Raw genomic sequence first — 22,741 nt, forward strand, 5'->3', positions numbered from 1 at the left:
AATAATATTATGGATGATAATTTTTCACCAAGAGTAAAAGATGTTATTACTTACAGTAAAGAAGAAGCCTTACGTTTGGGTCACGACTTTATTGGTACTGAACATCTAATGCTGGGCATTTTGAGAGATGGAAACGGTAAAGCCATTCATATCCTCAATAACCTTGCTGTTGATTTAGATCATTTACGCAGAAAAGTAGAAGTACTGAGTCCAGCCAATCAAAGCGTTGAAATCAATGCCGAAAAGAAGAATCTTCATCTAACGCGTCAGGCGGAAAGAGCACTGAAGACCACTTTCCTTGAAGCAAAGGTATTCCAGAGCTCATCGATTAGCACGGCGCATTTGCTGTTATGTATCTTACGAAACGAAAACGATCCAACAACCAAGCTGTTGAATAAACTAAAAATAGATTATGACATAGCTAAAGAACAATATTTAAATATGACTCCAAGCGAAGAAGAATTCTTAGAAAACTTGCCAAGAAACGAATCGTATAATGATGATTCAGGACAAGATGACAGTCTGAAAGAAAGTAGTTTCAACAATCCCGCCAATAAGTCAAACAAAAAATCAAAGACTCCGGTTTTAGATAATTTTGGGAGAGATTTAACAGAAATGGCGGAAGAAGGAAAACTGGACCCTGTGGTAGGGCGTGAAAAAGAAATAGAACGTGTTTCTCAAATCCTGAGCCGTAGAAAAAAGAACAACCCGCTTCTTATCGGAGAACCCGGAGTGGGTAAATCTGCTATTGCAGAAGGTTTAGCTTTACGTATCATTCAGAAAAAAGTGTCGCGTATTCTTTTCAACAAACGTGTGGTAACGCTTGACCTGGCCAGCTTAGTCGCCGGAACAAAATACCGCGGTCAGTTTGAAGAAAGAATGAAAGCCGTAATGAACGAGCTTGAAAAAAACGATGACATTATTCTTTTTATTGATGAAATACACACCATTGTTGGTGCCGGTGGAGCCACTGGTTCCCTTGATGCCTCAAACATGTTCAAACCTGCTTTGGCAAGAGGAGAAATCCAATGTATTGGAGCTACAACTCTTGACGAATACAGACAGTACATTGAGAAAGATGGTGCTTTAGAAAGACGTTTCCAGAAAGTAATAGTGGAACCAACTTCTGTTGAGGAGACTATTGCTATCCTAAACAATATCAAAGACAAATACGAAGATCACCATAATGTAACCTATTCGCAGGAAGCTATTGAAGCTTGTGTTAAATTAACAAACAGATATATGTCTGAGCGTTTTTTACCGGACAAAGCTATTGATGCTCTTGACGAGGCTGGTTCTCGCGTACACATTACCAATATTGATGTCCCGAAACAAATTTTAGATTTGGAACGTCAGTTAGAAGAAGTGCGCGAAAACAAAAATATGGTTGTTAAAAAACAAAAATATGAAGAAGCAGCCAAACTTCGAGATGATGAAAAACGTATCGAAAAAGATTTAGCTGTCGCACAAGAACAATGGGAAGAAGATTCTAAAAACAACAGAATTGAAGTTACAGAAGACAATGTAGCCGACGTTGTTTCTATGATGACCGGAATTCCCGTAAACAGAATTGCACAAACAGAAAGCAATAAACTGGCTAAATTACCTGAATTAATTCAGAACAAAGTAATTGGTCAAAACGAAGCCGTTCTTAAAATTGCACGTTCTATTCAACGTAACAGGGCCGGACTTAAAGATCCGAACAAACCCATTGGTTCGTTTATTTTCTTAGGTCAGACCGGAGTTGGTAAAACGCAATTAGCCAAAGTTTTAGCCAAAGAATTATTCGATTCTGAAGATGCGTTAGTTCGTATCGACATGAGCGAATACATGGAGAAATTTGCTATCTCGCGTTTAGTTGGAGCGCCTCCGGGATACGTTGGTTACGAAGAAGGTGGTCAATTGACTGAAAAAGTCCGCAGAAAACCATATTGCGTTGTGCTATTAGATGAAATCGAAAAAGCACACCCTGATGTATTCAACATGATGCTTCAGGTTTTGGATGATGGTTATCTGACAGACAGTTTAGGTCGCAAAATCGATTTTAAAAACACGATCATTATCATGACTTCTAACGTTGGTGCACGTCAATTGAAAGATTTCGGACAAGGTGTCGGATTCGGTACTGCTGCTAAAGTCGCCCAGGCCGATGACAATTCAAAAAGCATCATTGAAAATGCATTGAAAAAAACTTTTGCTCCTGAGTTCTTAAACAGAATTGATGACGTTATCGTTTTCAACGCATTAGAAAAAGCAGATATTGATTTGATTATAGAAATTGAGCTTAAAAAACTATATTCCCGTATTGCTGAATTAGGATATAGTTTAAGTCTTACTGATAAAGCGAAAGCATTTATCGCTGAGAAAGGTTTTGACAGACAATTTGGTGCAAGACCACTAAAAAGAGCTATCCAGAAATACGTTGAAGATTTGTTGGCTGAAGAAATCATAACTTCAAAAATACATTCAGGTGATGAAATTTTAATGGACCTGAAAGAAGATTCCCAGGAACTTTCTGTAGAAATACACAAAGCCGAGGAACCGACTAATCTGTAAATTAGTTTAAATTTATAACAATTATAATTTACCCGTTACGTTTTCATAACATAACGGGTATTTTTTTTAGATAAATCACTATCTTTAGTAAAAGCAAATAGCTATTTTTGGCTATTAAATTCTATAAAAACAAATAATAAAGTATGCTTCAAAACAAAGTCATTTTAGGTAGCGAAGAATGGTGCTCATTTCCGGAATTAGGAATTCCAACAATTAAAGCCCGTGTAGATTCCGGTGCCAAAACCTCGGCAATGCACGCTATAAACATAGCTCCTTTTATAAAAAATGATGCCAATTGGGTAAAATTTGATATCAATCCTATTCAGAATAATATCAAAACTGTCATACATTGTGAAGCTCCGCTGGTTGACAAAAGAATTGTAAAAAGCTCAAGCGGTTTTAGAGAACATCGTTATGTGATCCAGACCAACCTTAAAATTGGCGATGTAAAATGGCCTATAGAAATGACATTGACCAATCGGGATTCAATGGGTTTCAGAATGCTTTTAGGTCGTGAAGCCATGAGCGGACGTGTGCTGGTGGATCCCGAAGAAAAATACTTATTAGGGCAGCCAACTCCGGAAGCATTAAAAGAATTGTATCAAAATTCAGAAAAAGCAACCTCCGGCTTAAGAATCGGGCTTTTGGCGAGTAATCCTGAATTATACAGCAATAAAAGAATTATGGAGGCCGGCGAAATGCGCGGTCACGAAATGCATTTCCTGAATATCAAGGAATGTTATATGAAACTGGATGCCAAGACTCCTGAAATTCATTACAGAGGCGGAAAAATCCTAAATCAGTTTGATGCTATTATTCCGAGAATCAGGCCAAGTATTACCTTTTACGGTTGTGCTTTAACACGTCAGTTTGAAGCTTTAAAGGTTTTTTGTCTGAATTCGGCAACTGCCATAACACAATCACGTGATAAATTATATTCGCTGCAATTGTTGTTAAACAGCGGTGTTGATATTCCAACCACCGGTTTTGCCAATTCTCCCTTAGATACAGACAATTTAATCAAAATGGTGGGTGGTTCTCCGTTAATCGTAAAATTACTGGAAGGAACTCAGGGAAAAGGCGTTGTTTTGGCAGAAACCAAAAAAGCAGCAGAAAGCGTTATTAATGCATTCAAAAGTTTAAATGCAAACATTTTAGTGCAGGAATTCATCAAAGAAGCAAACGGAAAAGATATTCGTTGTTTTGTTATTGACGGAAAAGTAGTTGCAGCAATGCAGCGTGAAGCAATGCCCGGTGAATTTAGAGCCAATATACATCTTGGAGGAACGGCTTCTATTATAAAAGTAACTCCCGAAGAGAAAAAAATAGCTATAAAAGCCGCAAAAGCAATGGATTTAAAAGTGGCTGGTGTTGACATTATTCGTTCTTCAAAAGGGCCGCTATTACTTGAAGTAAATTCTTCTCCGGGTCTTGAAGGGATTGAAGGCGCAACTAATAAAGATATTGCAGGAGAAATGATCAGAGCGATTGAGAAAAATTTTAAGCTTATATAAACAGTTCATTTAAACTTAATACCGAATAATTAATTTAGCAGCTTTGTCAGAGTTTAAACTTTGACAAAGCTTTTTTTAAATTCAAAATAAAATGATGTTACCTTTAATTCCTTATCTAGATATTATTGGCCGAAGTGCTGCGGTTTATTTTTTCATGACCATTGCCTTACGAATCTTCGGAAAAAAAGAACTATCGCAGCTAAATACAGCTGATATTATCCTGATTTTACTGATTAGTAATTCGGTTCAAAATGCAATGGTTGGTCCGGATACGAGTTTGTGGGGAGGTTTAGTTGCTGCTTTGGTGTTGTTTATAATCAATTTTGTCATAAAAAAATTAACCCACAGATACAAACTGCTCAATGATTTGCTTTTAGACAAACCTGAAATTTTAATTCACAACGGAAAATTAGATTTCAAATCTTTAAGCAAATTAGACATTTCTAACGACGAATTAAAAGAAGCGATGCGAGAACACGGATTAGAACATTTTACGGATGTAAAGCTTTGTATGCTCGAAATTGACGGTACCATTAGTGTAATTTCAGAAGACAAAAAGAATCTTAAGCAAACTCATTACAAGCGAAAACACAATCATAAGAATTTTAGAAAATAATTTAAATAAAAATTTCAATCTTTTAAAATTCCAAATCCCAACTATACGCTTTCATTTTTGGAATTTGGAATTTTAAATATTGGTATTTCATTATAACCATTACAAATAAAAAAGCTGGTTTCAAATAGAAACCAGCTTTTTTATTTCCAGAACTCAAACCATTTCTTCTCGTTCATATCAATCATTTTAAATTCATCAATATTAACAGCTTTAATGGTTGTTGCAGACAATCCGAATAATTTAAGATTATGATTCAAATTTGATAAAATATAATCTTGTTCGTTAGTGAATTTCTCTGCAATCATTTTATAATGAATTAAAAGTTTTCTATCTATTACTCCATTTAAAGCCTGTAATGCCGAATGAATAACCCTATTAGAATTATCGTTTAAGCCTACAATAAAATTATCGATATAATTAGCCTTATTTTTTAACTGACCAAGCGAATAATAAGCGCTAATCTTTATGTTTTCACTTTCATTAGAAGTAAACGGGACAATAAAATTACCATAATCAATATTCATTTCTTTTAACAAATAAGTACAAAATCGAAACGTTTCCTCGTTATTAATTTTTTCAGCATTAGCTTCTATAATTTCCAACCAATCTGAACTTTTATCTTTTGCATACCAAAATACAAACTGAAAAACGCTCAATAAACTTTCTTTTGTAAAATCAATTAAATAAGGCTTTGCCCGCTCATAATCAAATTTGGCAAGGATCTGAAGAAGTTTCTCTTTTATTTCGCCATTACTTATTTTATATTGCACCTCTATTATATCAATATCTTCAAAACTTATTTTTTGCTTGTTTAAGATTCCCTCCAGACATTCTATTTTAGTTTCATTTTCTGTGGCTGAAATATATTTTTCTAAAATATCGGCTGTTAAACCACCCACTTTGTATCCAAACCAACTTGGTGTATCTATTATCAAATCTCCTGATATTACTTCATCAAGCCATCTTTCATACCAGTCCAAAAAATTGAACTCAAAAGCAAATCCTGGTTTTTGCCTGTCACAATCAACATTAATAACCCTGCCTTTAAACTCACCATTTAAAATAAGCGCATGATAATAACTACAACCCTGAGTGCCAAGAGGCAATATTCCTGAATATATTTTTCCTAATTCTGTATCAAAATCTTCATCTGAAATAGCATCATTTTCTTCTATGTTTTTGGTTAGTTCGTACCAAAATTCATTTGTCATTTTTGGATATAATTTACAATCCTCTTTCAAATATTGCTTTGTATTTTCATAGATCAATTCCTTGATGTTTTCACCAAAAGAATAAATTCCGTAAAAAGGTCCTGCTCCAGAATTTGAATGCGAAATTCCTCCATTTCCAATATGAAGTAAAAATGATCTGTAACACTCTGGAAGTCTCAAATTATAATCTTTTTCAAATTCTGAAATTTGAAACTCGCTTACCGTTTTTCCTAAAAAATATTTATGATATCCTGCACCAAATACTTTTAAATTCCTATCTGTATTTTTGGCTATAATCAGCTTACTTTTAATTCTCTCTATTTGATTTAACTCATTCATTTTATCACTTATTTCAAAGTAAATATAAATACATTTACAACTTTAAAACAATTTATTATCTGACAAAAAAAAAGCTGGCTCCAGAATGAAACCAGCTTTTTTATTATATAGATAAATTCAGATTTTCACATCTCACATTTCACATAAATCATTTTACTATTAAATAAATACACTTAAAATAAAGTATACCAAACCTGCCAACAAAGCCGATATAGGAATCGTTAATATCCAGGCCCAGATCAAACTTACCGTTACACCCCAACGAACGGCAGATACACGTTTTGTTAATCCAACCCCGATGATAGAACCTGTAATTGTATGTGTTGTACTTACCGGAATTTTTAAATGTTCTGTAAAATAAAGTGTCAGTGCTCCGGCAGTTTCAGCAGCCACACCTTCAAATGAAGTTACTTTTGTGATTTTAGATCCCATTGTTTTTACAATTTTCCAACCACCACTCAAAGTTCCTGCTGCAATTGCAGAATAACACGCTAAGGGAATCCATCCCGGCATTACTCCTTTTATACCTAAGTCATCGTTTGGCAACACAACATCTAACCAGGAGTCCATATGAACACCAGGATTGGTGTGAATATATACCGCTACAGCTGCAGCAATAATACCCATTACTTTTTGAGAATCGTTTCCACCATGACCTAAACTAAAAGCTGCAGACGACAATAATTGCATTTTTTTCAAAGCAGCATCTGCCTGATGTAAATTTAAACTACTGAATATCAAACAAAAAGCACTTACTGTTAAGATGATAAAAGCTACCAAAAACCATTTAATATTATGCGGATCGAAAGCTACACTCCAAAAATGAGATGCAAATCTTGGTTTATCGATTTCTTCATAAGGCACCATTAGACTGCTAACCAACCAAACGGTTGCTATCATTAGCACTACTGTAAATATTTTTGGACCAATAACTTTACGGGAAGCATTTAACAACCAGATTGAAATTAAGTACGATGCCAACGCTCCTAACAATGGTGCTAAAACTATAAAAGCAATAATAATTAAAACTCCTGAAGGCATTCCGCCGTCTTTTCCTGCTTTATACCAGCTTACGATTTCGTACCAATAATGTGTAACTCCATCTTCGCCCATGTAACCTGAGAAACCGTGTACTGCTATAGCGTGAGCAACTGCTGCTCCTGCAAAACCACCAATCAAGGTATGAGAAGAACTCGAAGGGATTCCAAGCCACCAGGTCAATAAATTCCAACAAATCGCTGCAATAACACCGGCCAGAATAACAACCAGGTTAATTTCCATGGTATGCGCTGTTTTTGCAACAGTATCCGCAACACCAAATCCGAAAACCCAATAAGCCAGAAAGTTAAAAAATGCTGCCCAAAGTACGGCCTGAAAAGGCGTTAATACCTTTGTCGCAACAACTGTAGCAATAGCATTTGCCGCATCATGAAAACCATTGATGTAATCAAAAATTAAAGCTAATACTATAATAATTATAAGTAGCGTCATAAAATTATAACTTCAGAATGAAATAAATTAAATTTAAGAATGTTTTACAGAAATAGACTCCAGTATGTTTGCAACGCTCTTACACTTGTCTGTAGCTGATTCTAAAACAGATAAAACTTCTTTATATTTAATAATATTTTTAGCGTCTGTTTCGTTTTCAAAAATTTCAAAAACTGCTTTGTTATAAACGGTATCTGACTTGTTTTCCAGTTTATTAATTCTGGCACAAGCATCTTTAATAACTTTGAAATTATTTAAATTTCTCAATTCTTTTACTGCACTATCAATATTCTGACAAGCCTCAAGATTGATTTCTGTCATTTTTCTGATAGATTTTGTAATCTTGTCAACCTGATACAATCTCATTCTGCTGGCAGCACCATGCAAGTAATCGGCTACGTTATCTATAGAAGTGATTAATGTGTGAATGTCTTCTCTGTCAAACGGAGTAATAAAATTTCTACTCAATTCTAAATTGGTCTGACGCGTAATGTCTTCTCCTCTTTGCTCTAATTCATCAATTTTTTGAAAAAGAACTTCTCTTTCTTTTAATGGAAGATTTACAGCTTCGTGTAAATTAGAAGCCAATTCAATTAAATTGCTTGAAGCCTCTTCAAAAAGTGGAAAGAATTTCTTGTCTTTCGGCACTAAAAATTGGAAAATACTGTTTATTGACATTTTTATATTTTTGATAGCGCAAAATTACTTCAATATTATTTTACAATGTTAAGCCATTGTTAACAAATCATTTTCAATTTGGAAACTACTCAGGAATTCAACGGTTTTTTCAATATCATAATGCAAAATTCGATCTTCCTTTACCAAAGGCACCACTTCTCTGTAACTGCTTAAAAACATTTCGATAAATTCGCTTGACTTTAAAGGTTCTCTGTACGCAATAGCCTGAGATGCATTCATCAATTCAATTGCCAGAATACGCTCTAAATTATCCATTACACGCAGCGCTTTTGTCGCTCCGTTTGCTCCCATACTTACGTGATCTTCCTGACCATTACTCGAAACAATACTATCTACACTTGATGGTGTTGCCAATTGTTTGTTCTGACTTGCAATACTGGCTGCTGTATATTGCGGAATCATAAATCCTGAATTTAATCCCGGATTATCAACCAGGAATGCGGGAAGATTGCGCAATCCTGAAATCAATTGGTAGGTTCTTCTTTCAGAAATACTTCCTAATTCCGCCAGGGCAATTGCCATAAAATCCAGAGCTAAAGCCAAAGGTTGTCCGTGGAAATTTCCGCCCGAAATAATCTGATCGGCTTCAATAAAAATATTTGGATTATCTGTAACCGAATTGATTTCTGTTTTAAATACTTTTCGAACGTAGTCAATTGCATCTTTTGAAGCACCATGCACCTGAGGCATACAACGGAAAGAATAGGGATCCTGAACGTGCTTTTTCTCCTGCTCAATAATTTCACTTCCTTCCAGAAATTCATTAATACGCTGAGCGGTAACAATCTGTCCTTTGTGAGGACGTATAAAATGAATCAATTCGTTGAATGGTTCGCTTCTACCATCAAAACCTTCCAAAGAAATAGTTCCGATTAAATCTGCCAGATACGAATATTTATACGCTTTAATTAAAATATGAGCTCCATAAGCACTCATAAACTGTGTTCCGTTTAGCAAAGCCAAACCTTCTTTTGATTGCAAAACGATTGGTTCCCAGTTAAAATGTTTTAAAACTTCGCGGGAATGTACTTTTTTACCTTCAAAAAACACTTCACCTTCTCCTAATAATGGTAAAGATAAATGGGCCAAAGGTGCTAAATCTCCGGAAGCTCCAAGCGAACCCTGCGTATATATTATAGGTAAGATATCATTGTTATAAAAATCGACCAAACGATTTAAGGTCTGCAACTGAATTCCCGAATGTCCGTAGCTTAAGGATTGAATTTTCAGTAACAACATCAATTTTACAATTTCAGCCGGCACTTCTTCTCCGGTTCCGCAAGCATGTGACTTTACGAGGTTTTCCTGAAGTTTTGATAAATTTTCGGTAGAGATTTTCACACTATAAAGCGATCCGAAACCCGTATTGATCCCATAAATCGGTTCAGAGTGTGTTGCCATCTTTTTATCTAAATAGTCACGGCATTTCTGAACATTTACTTTTGCTTCCTCAGATAATTCAAGTGTTTTTTGATTCACAATGATCTCTTGTAAAGCTTCTAAACTTAAGGTTTCAGTACTTATATAATGGATTTCTCTCATGGTGTTTGTAATTTTAGACGCCAAAATTCAGCAAATCAATATTAAAAAGCAACATTTGTTCATAATAATTAAAATTTGACAGAAACAAATTCTTCCCTTTTATTTATTTCACAATAGTAATCATACAAATAAACCCCTTTTCAATGAAAAAATTAAAAATACAAAGCCCCGCGAAAAGATCGAAAAAAAAAAATCCTACTAATTTCATAGACTAAACTCATCTTATTGATAAACATTTTTATTAAAAATCAGACGATTATCTTCTGTAAATAGTCTTTCAAACCAGAATAAATATACGAATACATCAATTTATCAGATTCAATCCTGACAAAAATTCAATATTAATTTCATGAGATTTGAATTATTAAAATATTCGTAAAAAGGCAATTAGGATTTTTTAGCTTTTATAAAAATCTGTACTTTTGAAAAATCAAAAATGAAAAGTAACAGCACAAAATATCAATCTACAATGACAACTCAAACAAGAGTTGCGATTGCTGCTACAACAACTTCTACTACAACAACTACCCCGTAGGGGTATACATTTTACATATAATCCTGGTTATCTATACTTTTTTCTAAAAAGAAGAAAGGTATTGGATACATAAAAATATTTGCGTAAAAGAAAAAAAATATCAAAATGAAAGTATTAAAATTTGGCGGAACTTCGGTTGCCAATGCACAAAATATAAAGCTCGTTCTCGAAATTATAAACCAAAAATCAAAACAGGGAAAATTAGTTGTTGTTGTTTCTGCTTTAAGTAAAGTAACTGATTTACTTCAGCTGGCGGCTGGAAAAGCAGCTGCCAATGATGAGAGTTTCAGCGAAATTGTTGCCGAAATCGAGAAAAAACACCTGGACACCTTAAAAGAATTGATTCCGGTAAGTGAACAAAGCAGTTTGCTAAGCCATGTTAAAAGAATCATCAACCATTTAGAAACATTATTAGACGGTTGTTTTTTACTGGGGGAATTATCTCCAAGAACTGCCGATACCATTTTAAGTTTTGGAGAATTGCTTTCCTCTTATATCATTGCACAGGCGTATCAGCAAATCAATAAAAATGTCGTTTATAAAGACAGCCGCGAAATCATTAAGACAAATGCTGACTTTGGAAAAGCAGCTGTAAACTTTGAAATTTCAAATCAGCTGATTCAGGAATACTTTGCCCAAAATGAAGCCCAAATCAATATTTTACCCGGATTTATTGCTCTAACTCTTGATGGAATTACTACCACTTTAGGTCGTGGCGGTTCTGATTATACTGCCGCTATTATTGCCGGAGCACTTGATGCCGAGCAACTGGAAATCTGGACTGACGTAAACGGAATGTTTACTGCTAATCCGAAAATTGTAAAACAGGCACAGCCTATCGCCACTATTTCATATCAGGAAGCGATGGAATTATCACATTTCGGAGCGAAAGTGCTGTATCCGCCAACCATTCAGCCTGTTTTACGAAAAAATATTCCCATTTTAATTAAAAATACTTTTGAACCGGAAGCTGCGGGAACTTTAATTTCGAGCCATGTTTCGTCAAAAGATACCGTGGTAAAAGGAATCAGCCATATTGATCATATTTCGCTGGTAACATTAGAAGGTCCCGGAATGATTGGAGTTGCGGGTTCATCAAGACGTTTGTTCGAAGTATTATCTCAGGAAAAAATCAATGTTATTTTCATTACTCAGGCTTCTTCCGAGCATTCGATTTGTATCGGAATTTTAAATTCAGATGCTGAAAATGCTGAAGCGGCAATCAACAGGGCTTTTGAAATAGAGATTCTTCAAAACAAGATTGATCCGTGTATCGTCGAAAAAGATCTTTGTATCATCGCTTTGGTCGGTGAAAACATGAAAAATCACCAGGGTTTAAGCGGTAGAATGTTTAGTACTCTTGGTAAAAACAACGTGAATATTCGTGCGATTGCGCAAGGTGCTTCCGAGCGAAATATTTCGACTGTAATTAACGAAAGAGATGTTAAAAAAGCGTTGAATACACTACACGAAAATTTCTTTGAGGAAAACACCAAACAGCTTAATTTATTTGTGATGGGCGTTGGAAACGTGGGCGAAAAATTCATCGAACAAATTCACAACCAGAAGAAATTCTTAAAAGACAACCTGAAAATTAATGTTCGCGTAATCGCTTTGTCCAATTCCAGAAAAATGCTTTTCGATGAGGATGGAATTTCTTTGAAAGAATGGCAGGCTGATTTAGATAAAGGGGAACCTGCAAACAAGGAAGCTTTTATAGAACGTGCCAAAGAACTGAATTTACGTAACAGTATTTTTGTAGACATTACCGCCAATGCAAGCGTTTCTGAAACGTATGAGAATTTCTTAAAACAAAGTATTGCCGTTGTAACCTGCAACAAAATTGCCTGTTCCTCTGCTTATGACAATTACAAAAAACTAAAAAACCTATCACGTCAATATAATGCCCCGTTTTTGTTTGAAACGAATGTTGGAGCGGGATTGCCTATTATTGATACCGTTAAAAACTTAATCGCTTCGGGTGATAAAGTGCATAAAATACAAGCGGTTTTATCCGGAAGTCTGAACTTCATTTTCAATAACTTCGATAAGGATAATTCTTTTCATGATGTGGTTAAAGAGGCCGGAGTTCAGGGATTTACAGAACCTGATCCGAAAATTGACCTGAGCGGAATCGATGTTGCCCGTAAAATCCTGATTCTTATTCGCGAAAGTGGTTATGAAATGGATATTGATGCGATCGCCAACGAATCCTTTTTGCCGGCAGAATGTCTAGCAACCACAAACAACGAAGACTTTTTTGCTTCCTTAATCAAACACGCTCCACATTTCGGGGCTATTTATCAAGAAGCTCTTAGTAAAGATTCAAGGTTAAAATATGTTGCTAAATTCGAGAACGGAAAAGCAAGCGTTGGCCTGCAATTTATTCCAAAAGATCATCCTTTCTACAATTTAGAAGGAAAAGATAATATCGTTCTGTTCTACACAGACCGCTATATAGATCAGCCGCTGCTCATAAAAGGTGCCGGAGCCGGTGCTGCCGTTACCGCTTCGGGGATTTTTGCGGATGTAATTCGAATAGGAAATAATTAATTGAGGTACAAAGGTGCAAAGGTGCAAAGGGACAGAGGTAAAATCTTTGAACCTCTGAACCTCTGCCTCTTTGAACCTTTAAAAATAGAGTAGCGAAAGCCTTTGTGCCTTTGAACCTTTGCTACTCTGAACCTTTAAAGAAATGACTGAAATAAAACTATTTTGCCCGGCGACTATTGCGAATCTTTCGTGCGGATTTGACGTACTTGGACTTTGCTTAGACAATGCCGGGGATGAAATGATTGTTCGAAAAGTAGCGCAAAAAGGAATTCGCATAACAAAAATTACGGGTGCCGATTTGCCTTTAGAAACCGAGAAAAACGTTTCGGGTGTTGCAGCTGTTGCCATGCTGGAAGCTTACGAAAGAGATTTTGAACCCATAACTCTTGGATTTGAAATCGAAATCTACAAACATATCAAAGCCGGAAGCGGTATCGGAAGCAGTGCTGCAAGTTCTGCCGGAGCCGTTTTCGGAATTAATGAATTATTGGGAAAACCTTATTCGCGCAAAGATCTGGTGCAATTTGCGATGCAGGGCGAGAAATTAGCCAGCGGAAACGCGCACGCCGACAACGTTGCCCCTGCCCTTTTAGGCGGTTTTACTTTGGTGAGAAGCTACAGTCCGTTGGATATTATTAGGATTGATAGTCCGGAAGAATTGTTTGCTACGGTCGTGCATCCTCAAATTGAATTGAAAACTTCGGATGCACGTTCGGTATTAAAACAAACCGTTTCGCTAAAAAGTGCCATTATGCAATGGGGAAATGTGGGCGGATTAATCGCAGGATTATACACCAAAGATTACGACTTAATCGGAAGATCACTTCATGACGAAATCGTAGAGCCCTTAAGAAGTGTTTTGATTCCGGGTTTTGATTTAATCAAACAAACGGCTTTAGAAAACGGAGCCTTAGGTTCGGGAATTTCGGGTTCCGGTCCGTCGATTTTTGCTTTAAGCAGAGGTAAAGAAACCGCCGATAAAATTGCTAAAGCGATGAGTGAAGTGTACGAAAATATGAATTTGCCGTATGAAATTCACGTCTCGAAAATTAATCCCGATGGCGTTAGGATTCTTTAAAAAGAATTAAAAATTAAAAATTTAGAATTAAAAGTTATGCGCGCTGTTTGTCAGACTGAGCGAAGTCGAAGTCCCGCAAAGTGAGACACAAAGCATAAAAATAAAACATAGAAATAAAGTTTGTCATTTCGACGAAGGAGAAATCTTCGCAAGATATTTCCATACTGTGAGGAGCTTCTTGTGAAGATTTCTCCTTCGTCGAAATGACACAAAACCGAATACTAATTATTGGAATTTGATAGTAAGAAAAGTCTATTTTCTATACTCTATTCTCTTTCTTCTAAAATCTAAAATAACCAATGAAATACTACAGTTTAAACCACAATGCACCCGAAGTTTCGTTTAAAGAAGCTGTCATACAAGGATTAGCAAGCGATAAAGGATTGTACTTTCCAAAAATAGTTACGCCTTTAAATCCTGCTTTTTTTAATGTAATCGAAAACCTGACCCACCATAATATTGCTTTTGATGTGATTCAGCAATTTGTAGGCGATGATATTCCTGAGGATTATTTAAGAGAAATCATTGCCGACACTTTATGCTTTGATTTTCCGCTTGTAGAAGTTGAAAACGGAATTTATTCACTGGAATTATTCCACGGACCAACAATGGCTTTTAAAGACGTTGGAGCGCGTTTTATGTCTCGTTGCCTGGCTTATTTTAACAGGGATAAAAAAAACAGCAAAAATACGGTTTTGGTGGCCACTTCCGGAGATACAGGAGGTGCTGTTGCCAGCGGATTTCTCGGCGTTGATGGTGTTGATGTCGTGATTTTATATCCGTCCGGAAAAGTGAGCGACATTCAGGAAAAACAACTGACAACTTTAGGAAAAAACATTAAAGCCCTTGAAGTTGACGGCGTTTTTGACGATTGCCAGGATATGGTTAAAAAAGCATTTTTAGACGAGAGTTTAGCGCATAAAAACCTGACTTCGGCAAATTCGATTAATATTGCGCGCTGGCTGCCGCAAATGTTCTATTTCTTCTTTGCCTATAAAGCTTTGAAAAGCCAGAACAAACCCTTGGTTTTCTCTTGTCCAAGTGGGAATTTCGGGAATATTTGTGCCGGAATTATGGCTAAGAAATTAGGTTTGCCAATTGAACATTTCGTTGCGTCTACCAACGTAAACGATACCGTACCAAGATTCCTCGAAAACGGAAAATACGAGCCAAAACCTTCAAAAGCGACTATCTCAAACGCTATGGATGTTGGAAATCCTAGCAACTTTATCAGAATTCAGGAATTGTATAATAATGATTTGAAAGCTTTCGAAAAAGATTTCTCCTCCTACAGTTATACGGATGAAGAAACGCTTGAAGCCCTAAAACAAATTTACAAAACCGATGGTTATATCGCAGAACCACACGGTGCTGTTGGCTATTTAGGTTTGAAAAAAGAATTGCAAAAACATGAGAATGCAATTGGTGTTTTCTTAGAAACAGCACATCCTATTAAGTTTCTCGATGTGGTTGAACCTACTTTGGGCATTACCCTTCCGATTCCGGAACAAATTGAAAGTGTTATGAATGAGGAGAAAATTAGCGTGAAGATTTCAAGCTATGAGGAATTGAAGGCGTTTTTAGGATAACATTTTCTTTATTATAAATTTTAAACCACAAATTACACTAAATTGTATATGTAATTTGTGGTTTTCTTTTTTTAGTGTAGAATTAGTTTATTATGTTTGATTAACCAATCAACTAAAAATTAAATTAATTAAAAAAAGCTAATTCAACCAAATGATAAAAAAACTCACCCTATTTTTATTTATAGTTTTAACTTCTTGCGGAGGAAACGAAACCAAAAATGAAAACACAAAAAATGAAATTCCTAAAGCATTACAAGACGGAGCAGCGATCAATATTGGAAGATACAGAAGTAATGATGATTTACCCGAAGAATTATATCAGGAACTTGTTTCTAAAAATATCGAATTAAAAAAACTGGAAACCCAGCTTGAAGATTTTAATACTAGAGATACGCTAAATATATTTTACAACTATAATGGAAAATCTGAGAATTATTATACTTCTGCTAAAAGCTACGCAAATTCTATAAAAGACAGCATTTTGAAAAATAAAGTCTTGGATTTATTAAAAAATAGCGATGAAAAATACAACAAAAAAATTACTGAATTAAATCAATTAGTAGAATCAATTTATCAAAAGCAAAGAGATATTAGAGATTATCATAGTGCGTTGAAAATTGTTTTAACAATTCCGCTTATTGAAAAATATCAAAAGGATAATCTACCTAAAAAATCTCCATTTGAAAAAGTAATAGAAAATCAAAACTTATTACTTGAGAAAATAAAAAAAAATACTCCAAAATATTAAGAATTAACGAATGGCAATTTGGCAATATCTTTTAATTGTTGTTCCTGAAAATTCGATTGATAGTAATTATGAATCTATTTTTAAAAATAACGAAACAGAATTTTTACCTGAAACCAATTCTTTTTGGGAAAATTTTGACGGCAACATTTCTACAATCATTTCTGAAATAGATAAAATTATTCCAAAAGCTAATTGGGGAAATGATACTTATTTGAATTGGAAAGGAAATGGAAATAACGATGAGGATAATGATGCTTGTATTTGTTTAAATGATGATACAACCAAAATTGAAGAGTTTCAATTTCGAATTGATTTAAGGAAAGCATCAAATATTACAAATACTCTTCAAGCATTATTAAATCTCTGTCAAGAAAATCAATTTGTTTTGATTGATTTAAAAGGAGAAATTTTTAAACCAGAATTAGACGATATTTTCAAAAGTATGACTGCTTCAAACGCAACAAGATTTCTCAATGATCCAATAAAGTTTTTAGAAAATATTTCAAATGATAAAAGAACATAAACTCATACTTAAATTATTAGAATCTTATTTAGAAAAAAATCCAAGTCAACGATTTGGACAAGCACTTTTTAATCTAAATATTAATCAATTTCAAAAGACTACAGATCCTCGAAATCCGAATTATAATTTGAGAGATATTTACAATGACAATGATTTAGATATCGTTGAAAGAATTAAGAATCGTTTAGATTTAATTGAATCTCAAAGAAACAAATAATTAAAAACCTTTATTTAGGCTAGGCCTTGTGCTGGCACGAGCGTCCCGCTCGTGCCAGCACAAAAGAACTCAAAGTTTTTTTCAAGTTAATAATCCTAATAACTATTTTTTCAATAACAAATTCATTAATTAATTTTAAAAGTCATTTCTGGTTTCGTTTACCTACTTGATATGTAAAACATTTTTCCTTAAACTCAGAAATTTCATCTTTTAATTTTTTATTGGTGTTATGCAATAATTCATTCTGTAATTTCATTATAGACAATAAATCGTTCATAGCGTTTAGATTTTCTAATTGCATCATGACTATCTCTTCCAAATTTGCTTTAGTGTATGCTTTCATAAACTTATATATTAAATTTCAATACAAATATATATCAAATTATAATATTTTACAATATATTTTTATATCATAATTTAACACATCGAAAAAAGATTATTAATAGATAATAATTTTCTATACTAAATAGCATTATAAAAAAGTAATTAATGGCTGATATTCAAATGAACAGAATCAAAGAAGTTCTAAAAGAACAAGGAAGAACACAAACGTGGTTAGCAGAAAAAATTGAAAAAAGTTACGTAGTGGTGACGAATTATTGCAATAATAATGCTCAACCAAGCATTGACGTGTTAAGGAAAATTGCTGAAGTATTAGATGTAGATGTTAGAGAATTATTGGTTTCTACGAAATAAAGAGTAAATGAATGAAAATATCCTGTTGGTGCATCCCGACATTCATTTTAAAATACTAAAAAATGGACATACGTCTTTTCCCTAAAAAAGATACTACAGCCTCTGTTTGGAGTGGCGGATTGACATCTGAATATATGATATATCCAGAAACAGCACGCTATAATGATAGAGATTTTGTATTCAGAATAAGCAGTGCTACAATAGAGGAAGTGCCTTCAGCGTTTACCAAATTTAAGGGCTATCACCGATATCTGGTTATGCTTGATAACTCCTTACCTATTGAGATAAACAAAGAGAAAAAAGTATACGAGAAATATGAAATCATAGAATTTAATTCGGATGATGAAGTAACTTCTTATACAAAAGGTATTGATTTTAATTGGATGGTTTCTGAAAAAACAGGCCATCATAAATTAACGATAACGAATGGTAATAAAAATTGTAATGCTCAGATCATACTTTTATTTTCTTTACATACAACAGTTATTAAAATTAATGAGAAGCCATATTATCTGGAACCCTATGATTTATTAGCCATTGAAAATAAACAAAGGCAAAATATAATGATTGATTTTTCTAATGAATGCATCTTTGGAATATTGGATTTTTAATCGATAATATATTAAAAATTCATAGAGAGCAAAGTTTTTGAATAGCATTTAAGATTTAATAAAAAGGCTTTATTCAAACTAGTAAAAGTTTGAATAAAGCCTTCAAGTGACTTATTTTTATTTATTTATACTCAAAAATTACTTTTTCATCTGTAAATTTGCCAAGAGGATAATAAGCTGCATTACTAGTAATAGAGTTACCTGACAACAAAATTTCTTTAATTCTTCCTGATTTATCTAAAACTCTTTTGTAACTAATTTTTTCATAACATATTTGAAACGGTGTTTCTGTAAATACGTTTTCCATTGTAACAATATTATTTGCACTTCTTTTCCCTAGTTTATCATGCATTAGAATAGTATATCCTCTAACTAAAGATAATGGTGTTTCGTATGCAAAATCTCCCATTAAAATATTTGGCGTATTATCATAAGTGTAATTGGTAACCACGATGCCGTTATATGGATCATTAGTTTTAACTTGCGTGATATTGCCATTAGTAACCTGAAAATCCATTTGTCTCTCCAAACGATATTTTCCATCACCAGTAATAGATCGTTTTTGGTAATGTACAATCTTAGAAATGTACTCATTTTCATAGCTGTAAACTGTAGAATCCCTTTCGATACTATACGTTTCTCCAGTAGTTCTTTTATAAACTGTATTAGAGATAATAGAAGTAATATTTTTATTTTTTAGTGTAATCGATGATTTCGTTTCGATATCAGCATTAGATACATCATCTCCTAATGTTTTGGTTTCAATCAATTCATCATTTATATAAGATATGGAAAAGTAATATCCAACTAAATTAACTCGTTTTTGATCGTCGTATTTAAACTCTTGTTTGTCCTGCATATAGGCCATATTACTGCCTGAAGGATTGGAAACTGAAACTAACTTTTCTTCTGCCGGAGTAACTATTACGACTTCTTCATCTGATTCTGAAGAATCATCTGATGAGCAGGAATAAAGAGAAAAAACCATTAAGGCCAATGATAACAATGATAATTTTTGAAATTTCATACTTTTTCTGAGGATTTTAAAAGGGGAATTTAATTTAATTTGGACTATTTTTTTTCGAGACAAACTTAAAAAATTAAAGACAATAACAGGTATTTTCTTTATAAAGATTTTATACAAAAATTAACAAAGAATCTCTCCCGCTCGTGAACGCAAAAAAGAGAACCTTTCGAAATCGCGACATTAATTTTAGCAAACAAATGAAATATATTTTTAAAATTACATTCTTCTGTTTTACTCTTTTTATAGTATTTTTTTACATACTGTTCCTATCAGATAAAATCAACTATCCAAATATTAAAAACTTATCTACGGAAGGATTTATTGAATTGGGAATTATATTAGCAGTAATGTCATTCTTCAGTATAAAATGGCTTCTTTCTGAATATAGAAAGTAATTTTCGGCTGAAGCCAATCTTAAATATCCTAATTTTGTTCCTCCGCTTAAAGCAGGAGCAATTAAATAAATACAGCATACTAATTACCAATGATCACAAAAGCAACCTTACAAGACATTCCGGCATTATTAACCTTAATCAATTCTGCCTACAGAGGCGAAACTTCCAAAAAAGGCTGGACTACCGAAGCCCATTTGTTAGAAGGCAAAAGAACCACTGAAGAAGAATTAACAGAAATTATTTCAGATCCTAAAAATACATTTCTCAAATATACAGACAACGACAAAATCATCGGTTCGGTTTTACTGGTGGAAAAAGAACATCAATTGTATTTGGGAATGCTGACCGTTTCACCTGAATTGCAAAATGGCGGAATCGGCAAAAAGATGCTCGCTGATGGCGAAAAACATGCTAAAGCTGTGGGACTATCCAGAATTGTGATGACGGTTGTTTCGGTTCGTTCGGAGCTTATCGCGTGGTACAAACGACACGGCTATGTTGAAACCGGCGAAAGAGAAGCTTTTCCGGCGAGCGATATTCATATTAATATTTCAGATCAGCCATTGGAGTTTATCTATTTAGAGAAATTACTTTAAGGGGTTAACTGCAAAGTTCACAAAGTTTTTTTTATACTGAATTTCATACTCACGCAAAGACGCAAAGTCGCAAAGTTTTATTTTCTTGGCGGCTTTGCGCCTTTGCGCGGTTTTTCAAATAATACGTTACACGCACTGCTGCGCGCCTCTACAGAAAACCTCTGAACCTTTGTTACTCTGCACCTTTGAACCTCTTTTAATTTCATTTAAAAACTCAGAACCTTAACATCTCAGAACCTTAGCAACTCTTTTTAATCTTCGACAAAAACTCGTGCGAAACTCCCAGATACGATGACAAATTTCTGTTGTTGATCTTATCCACTTTGTGTGCGTACTTCTCGATAAATTCCAGATATCGTTGTTTGGAGGTTTTGTTTAAAACATCTATAAGTCTTTGCTGGATGGCAATGTTCGCTTTTTCGACCATAATAATATGAAACTGGATGAGCTTTGGCACTTGCTCAAACAAGAGTGTTTTATTGGTCTTGCTAATGACCAGGATTTCGCTGTCTTCTATCGCCTTGATATTGTAGGTGGTGGGCTTTTGATGATAGAAACTTTCGAGATCACACATCCATTCGTTTTCGAAGGAGAAAAAAATAACACTTTCGGTGCCGTTGTCGTTCAAAATGTAGGTTTTGAAAGCACCTTTTAAAATAAAGCCTTCGTAGGAACTGTTTGAATCCTGAATTTGCAGGTATTCATTTTTTTTGAGTTTGATAAACTCGGCTTTTTCAACGACAAATTTCCATTCTTCATCTGTTAATGGAATTTTGCGTTCAATACTTAATCTGAGGGGGTTGTACATGTGTTTTTACTTTTATTCTTACTTGGGGCGTAAGTATTGGAATGAATTAAAAAATAATGTAATCGATTACGCAAAAGTACTTTATTTAGATCTTTTTGTCACTTAACAATTGTTAAAAAAATATTTTTAGTAGATTTTTTTTCAAAACATTGAACTTGTTCAACTTTTTTAAGTGCAATTATCCGCAGATTTGTATTGTTAAATATTTTATAAACCCCCAAACTTAAATTATGAATTTTAAATCAAAAATCTCAGTGTTCTTACTAACATTGGTCTTCGGTTTTACAGCATGTAATACCGAAGAAATTGGTTCATCACAAAATGATGAAAACAGTATTGTATCTGCTACTTCTGCAGGAAGCGACTTAACCGCTAAAGTAGGAAACTGTGCTCAGGTTCCGGGATGGGCCTCTCAAAATGGCGGAACAACCGGAGGCGGAACTTCTACAGAGACGACAGTTACGACTTACGCTCAATTAAAATCAGCTATCGAAAATACAGCTGTAAAAGTTATTAAAGTTAGCGGTACGATTACGGTTACCACAAGATTGTCCTTTCAGGATCAGACTGGTAAAACTATTTACGGTGCGAGCGGTGCAAAACTGGTTTCTACGAATCAAACCAAAGATGCTTCGGGTATCATCAATATTAAAAGATGTAAAAACATCATTATCAGAAACCTGATTTTTGAAGGTCCGGGCGCTTATGATACTGACGGTTGGGATAATGCTATTCTTGACGAATGCACAAATGTATGGGTTGACCACTGCGAATTCAGAGATGGTGTTGACGGAAACTTTGACATCAAAAACAAATCAGATTATATTTCGGTGACGTATTCTAAATTCCATTACCTGAAACCACCAAAAGCAGGAGGTTCAGGAGGTTCTGACGATCACAGGTATTCCAACCTGATTGGTTCAAGTGACGGTGCTACAGGAGACCGTGGAAAATTGAGAATTACTTTTGCCCGTTGCTGGTGGGCTCCTGGCTGTAAAGAAAGAATGCCAAGAGTTCGTTTTGGAAAAGTGCATATTATCAATAGTTACTTCAACAGTACAGTAAGTAACAAATGTATCGCAGCTGGTTTTGAAGCTGATATTCGCGTAGAAAAAAATGTTTTCGAAGGTGTAAAAACGCCTATCGATTTAATGACTAATTATACAGCAGTTACAGCAGTTGATAACATTTTTACAAACACAAGTGGAAATACGGCAGGAAGCAAAACGGCTTTTACACCTCCCTACTCTATCGTAACACTTGCCGCAGCTGCTGTTAAAGCAGATGTCAGCGGTGGTGCCGGTGCAACATTAGGAGGGAATACTTGCGGTTCGTTTTAATGTAGAAAATCTTTATTGCCCTAATTTCAAATCATTTAACTGAAGTTACGGTTATTA

The 22,741-nt window shown here is 34.5% G+C and carries 20 protein-coding genes; 13 read left to right on the forward strand and 7 right to left on the reverse strand.

What is annotated here, in order from left to right:
- The first annotated feature begins 9 nt into the window (after positions 1 to 9).
- The 3 genes from HAV12_RS16040 (at position 10) to HAV12_RS16050 (ending at position 4,686) form a co-directional block, all read left to right on the forward strand.
- Positions 10 to 2,556: an ATP-dependent Clp protease ATP-binding subunit gene (locus tag HAV12_RS16040; protein ID WP_171570538.1), complete on the forward strand. Its 2,547-nt coding sequence runs from the start codon at positions 10 to 12 to the stop codon at positions 2,554 to 2,556.
- Positions 2,557 to 2,699: 143 nt separating this feature from the next.
- On the forward strand, positions 2,700 to 4,070 hold the full coding sequence (rimK, locus tag HAV12_RS16045; protein WP_171570539.1) for a 30S ribosomal protein S6--L-glutamate ligase: 1,371 nt from the start codon (positions 2,700 to 2,702) through the stop codon (positions 4,068 to 4,070).
- 94 nt (positions 4,071 to 4,164) lie between these two features.
- Entirely contained in the window at positions 4,165 to 4,686 is a 522-nt protein-coding gene (locus HAV12_RS16050) for a DUF421 domain-containing protein (protein WP_240345279.1), read from the forward strand.
- A 140-nt stretch (positions 4,687 to 4,826) separates the two neighbouring features.
- Here HAV12_RS16050 and HAV12_RS16055 read toward each other — a convergent pair whose 3' ends face one another.
- The 4 genes from HAV12_RS16055 to hutH form a co-directional block, all read right to left on the reverse strand.
- Entirely contained in the window at positions 4,827 to 6,236 is a 1,410-nt protein-coding gene (locus HAV12_RS16055) for an SMI1/KNR4 family protein (protein ID WP_171570540.1), read from the reverse strand.
- A 159-nt stretch (positions 6,237 to 6,395) separates the two neighbouring features.
- Positions 6,396 to 7,727, reverse strand: coding sequence for an inorganic phosphate transporter (locus HAV12_RS16060; protein WP_171570541.1), 1,332 nt, complete (start codon positions 7,725 to 7,727; stop codon positions 6,396 to 6,398).
- 33 nt (positions 7,728 to 7,760) lie between these two features.
- Entirely contained in the window at positions 7,761 to 8,405 is a 645-nt protein-coding gene (locus HAV12_RS16065; RefSeq protein ID WP_132033244.1) for a DUF47 domain-containing protein, read from the reverse strand.
- A 48-nt stretch (positions 8,406 to 8,453) separates the two neighbouring features.
- Entirely contained in the window at positions 8,454 to 9,968 is a 1,515-nt protein-coding gene (gene hutH, locus HAV12_RS16070) for a histidine ammonia-lyase (RefSeq protein ID WP_171570542.1), read from the reverse strand.
- Positions 9,969 to 10,608: 640 nt separating this feature from the next.
- Here hutH and thrA point away from each other — a divergent pair.
- The 6 genes from thrA to HAV12_RS16100 all read left to right on the forward strand — a co-directional run bounded on the left by thrA (position 10,609) and on the right by HAV12_RS16100 (position 17,211).
- A complete protein-coding gene (gene thrA / locus HAV12_RS16075) occupies positions 10,609 to 13,056 on the forward strand; it encodes a bifunctional aspartate kinase/homoserine dehydrogenase I (protein WP_171570543.1) in 2,448 nt (815 codons plus the stop codon).
- Between the two features lie 142 nt (positions 13,057 to 13,198).
- Positions 13,199 to 14,134, forward strand: coding sequence for a homoserine kinase (locus tag HAV12_RS16080; RefSeq protein WP_171570544.1), 936 nt, complete (start codon positions 13,199 to 13,201; stop codon positions 14,132 to 14,134).
- A 299-nt stretch (positions 14,135 to 14,433) separates the two neighbouring features.
- Positions 14,434 to 15,723 carry a threonine synthase gene (thrC, locus tag HAV12_RS16085; RefSeq protein WP_171570545.1) on the forward strand — a complete coding sequence of 430 codons (1,290 nt, stop codon included), beginning with the start codon at positions 14,434 to 14,436 and terminating at the stop codon, positions 15,721 to 15,723.
- A gap of 151 nt (positions 15,724 to 15,874) precedes the next feature.
- Positions 15,875 to 16,471, forward strand: a complete 597-nt coding sequence (locus HAV12_RS16090) for a hypothetical protein (RefSeq protein WP_171570546.1) — start codon at positions 15,875 to 15,877, stop codon at positions 16,469 to 16,471.
- A gap of 10 nt (positions 16,472 to 16,481) precedes the next feature.
- Positions 16,482 to 16,994: a hypothetical protein gene (locus tag HAV12_RS16095; RefSeq protein WP_171570547.1), complete on the forward strand. Its 513-nt coding sequence runs from the start codon at positions 16,482 to 16,484 to the stop codon at positions 16,992 to 16,994.
- The gene (locus HAV12_RS16100) at positions 16,978 to 17,211 is read left to right on the forward strand and encodes a hypothetical protein (protein ID WP_171570548.1); all 234 of its coding nucleotides are present in this window, start codon (positions 16,978 to 16,980) and stop codon (positions 17,209 to 17,211) included. Before HAV12_RS16095 ends, HAV12_RS16100 begins: the two co-directional genes overlap by 17 nt.
- A 142-nt stretch (positions 17,212 to 17,353) precedes the next feature.
- On the opposite strand, the gene HAV12_RS16105 is transcribed toward HAV12_RS16100, so the two are convergent.
- Positions 17,354 to 17,554: a hypothetical protein gene (locus HAV12_RS16105; RefSeq protein WP_171570549.1), complete on the reverse strand. Its 201-nt coding sequence runs from the start codon at positions 17,552 to 17,554 to the stop codon at positions 17,354 to 17,356.
- A gap of 146 nt (positions 17,555 to 17,700) precedes the next feature.
- Here HAV12_RS16105 and HAV12_RS16110 point away from each other — a divergent pair, with 146 nt between their 5' ends.
- Positions 17,701 to 17,907 (forward strand): helix-turn-helix transcriptional regulator, encoded by a 207-nt coding sequence (locus HAV12_RS16110; protein WP_370528457.1) that lies wholly within the window; start codon positions 17,701 to 17,703, stop codon positions 17,905 to 17,907.
- Between the two features lie 62 nt (positions 17,908 to 17,969).
- Positions 17,970 to 18,518 (forward strand): HutD family protein, encoded by a 549-nt coding sequence (locus HAV12_RS16115; RefSeq protein ID WP_171570550.1) that lies wholly within the window; start codon positions 17,970 to 17,972, stop codon positions 18,516 to 18,518.
- Between the two features lie 121 nt (positions 18,519 to 18,639).
- On the opposite strand, the gene HAV12_RS16120 is transcribed toward HAV12_RS16115, so the two are convergent.
- Positions 18,640 to 19,545 (reverse strand): hypothetical protein, encoded by a 906-nt coding sequence (locus HAV12_RS16120; RefSeq protein ID WP_171570551.1) that lies wholly within the window; start codon positions 19,543 to 19,545, stop codon positions 18,640 to 18,642.
- A 484-nt stretch (positions 19,546 to 20,029) separates the two neighbouring features.
- On the opposite strand from HAV12_RS16120, the gene HAV12_RS16125 reads away from it, so the two are divergent.
- Positions 20,030 to 20,536: a GNAT family N-acetyltransferase gene (locus HAV12_RS16125; protein WP_171570552.1), complete on the forward strand. Its 507-nt coding sequence runs from the start codon at positions 20,030 to 20,032 to the stop codon at positions 20,534 to 20,536.
- Between the two features lie 238 nt (positions 20,537 to 20,774).
- On the opposite strand, the gene HAV12_RS16130 is transcribed toward HAV12_RS16125, so the two are convergent.
- Positions 20,775 to 21,344, reverse strand: a complete 570-nt coding sequence (locus tag HAV12_RS16130; RefSeq protein ID WP_171570553.1) for a Crp/Fnr family transcriptional regulator — start codon at positions 21,342 to 21,344, stop codon at positions 20,775 to 20,777.
- Between the two features lie 230 nt (positions 21,345 to 21,574).
- On the opposite strand from HAV12_RS16130, the gene HAV12_RS16135 reads away from it, so the two are divergent.
- Positions 21,575 to 22,684 carry a polysaccharide lyase family 1 protein gene (locus HAV12_RS16135; RefSeq protein WP_171570554.1) on the forward strand — a complete coding sequence of 370 codons (1,110 nt, stop codon included), beginning with the start codon at positions 21,575 to 21,577 and terminating at the stop codon, positions 22,682 to 22,684.
- Positions 22,685 to 22,741 lie beyond the last annotated feature (57 nt).

This window comes from Flavobacterium sp. CLA17 (assembly GCF_013112255.2).
GTDB lineage: Bacteria > Bacteroidota > Bacteroidia > Flavobacteriales > Flavobacteriaceae > Flavobacterium > Flavobacterium circumlabens.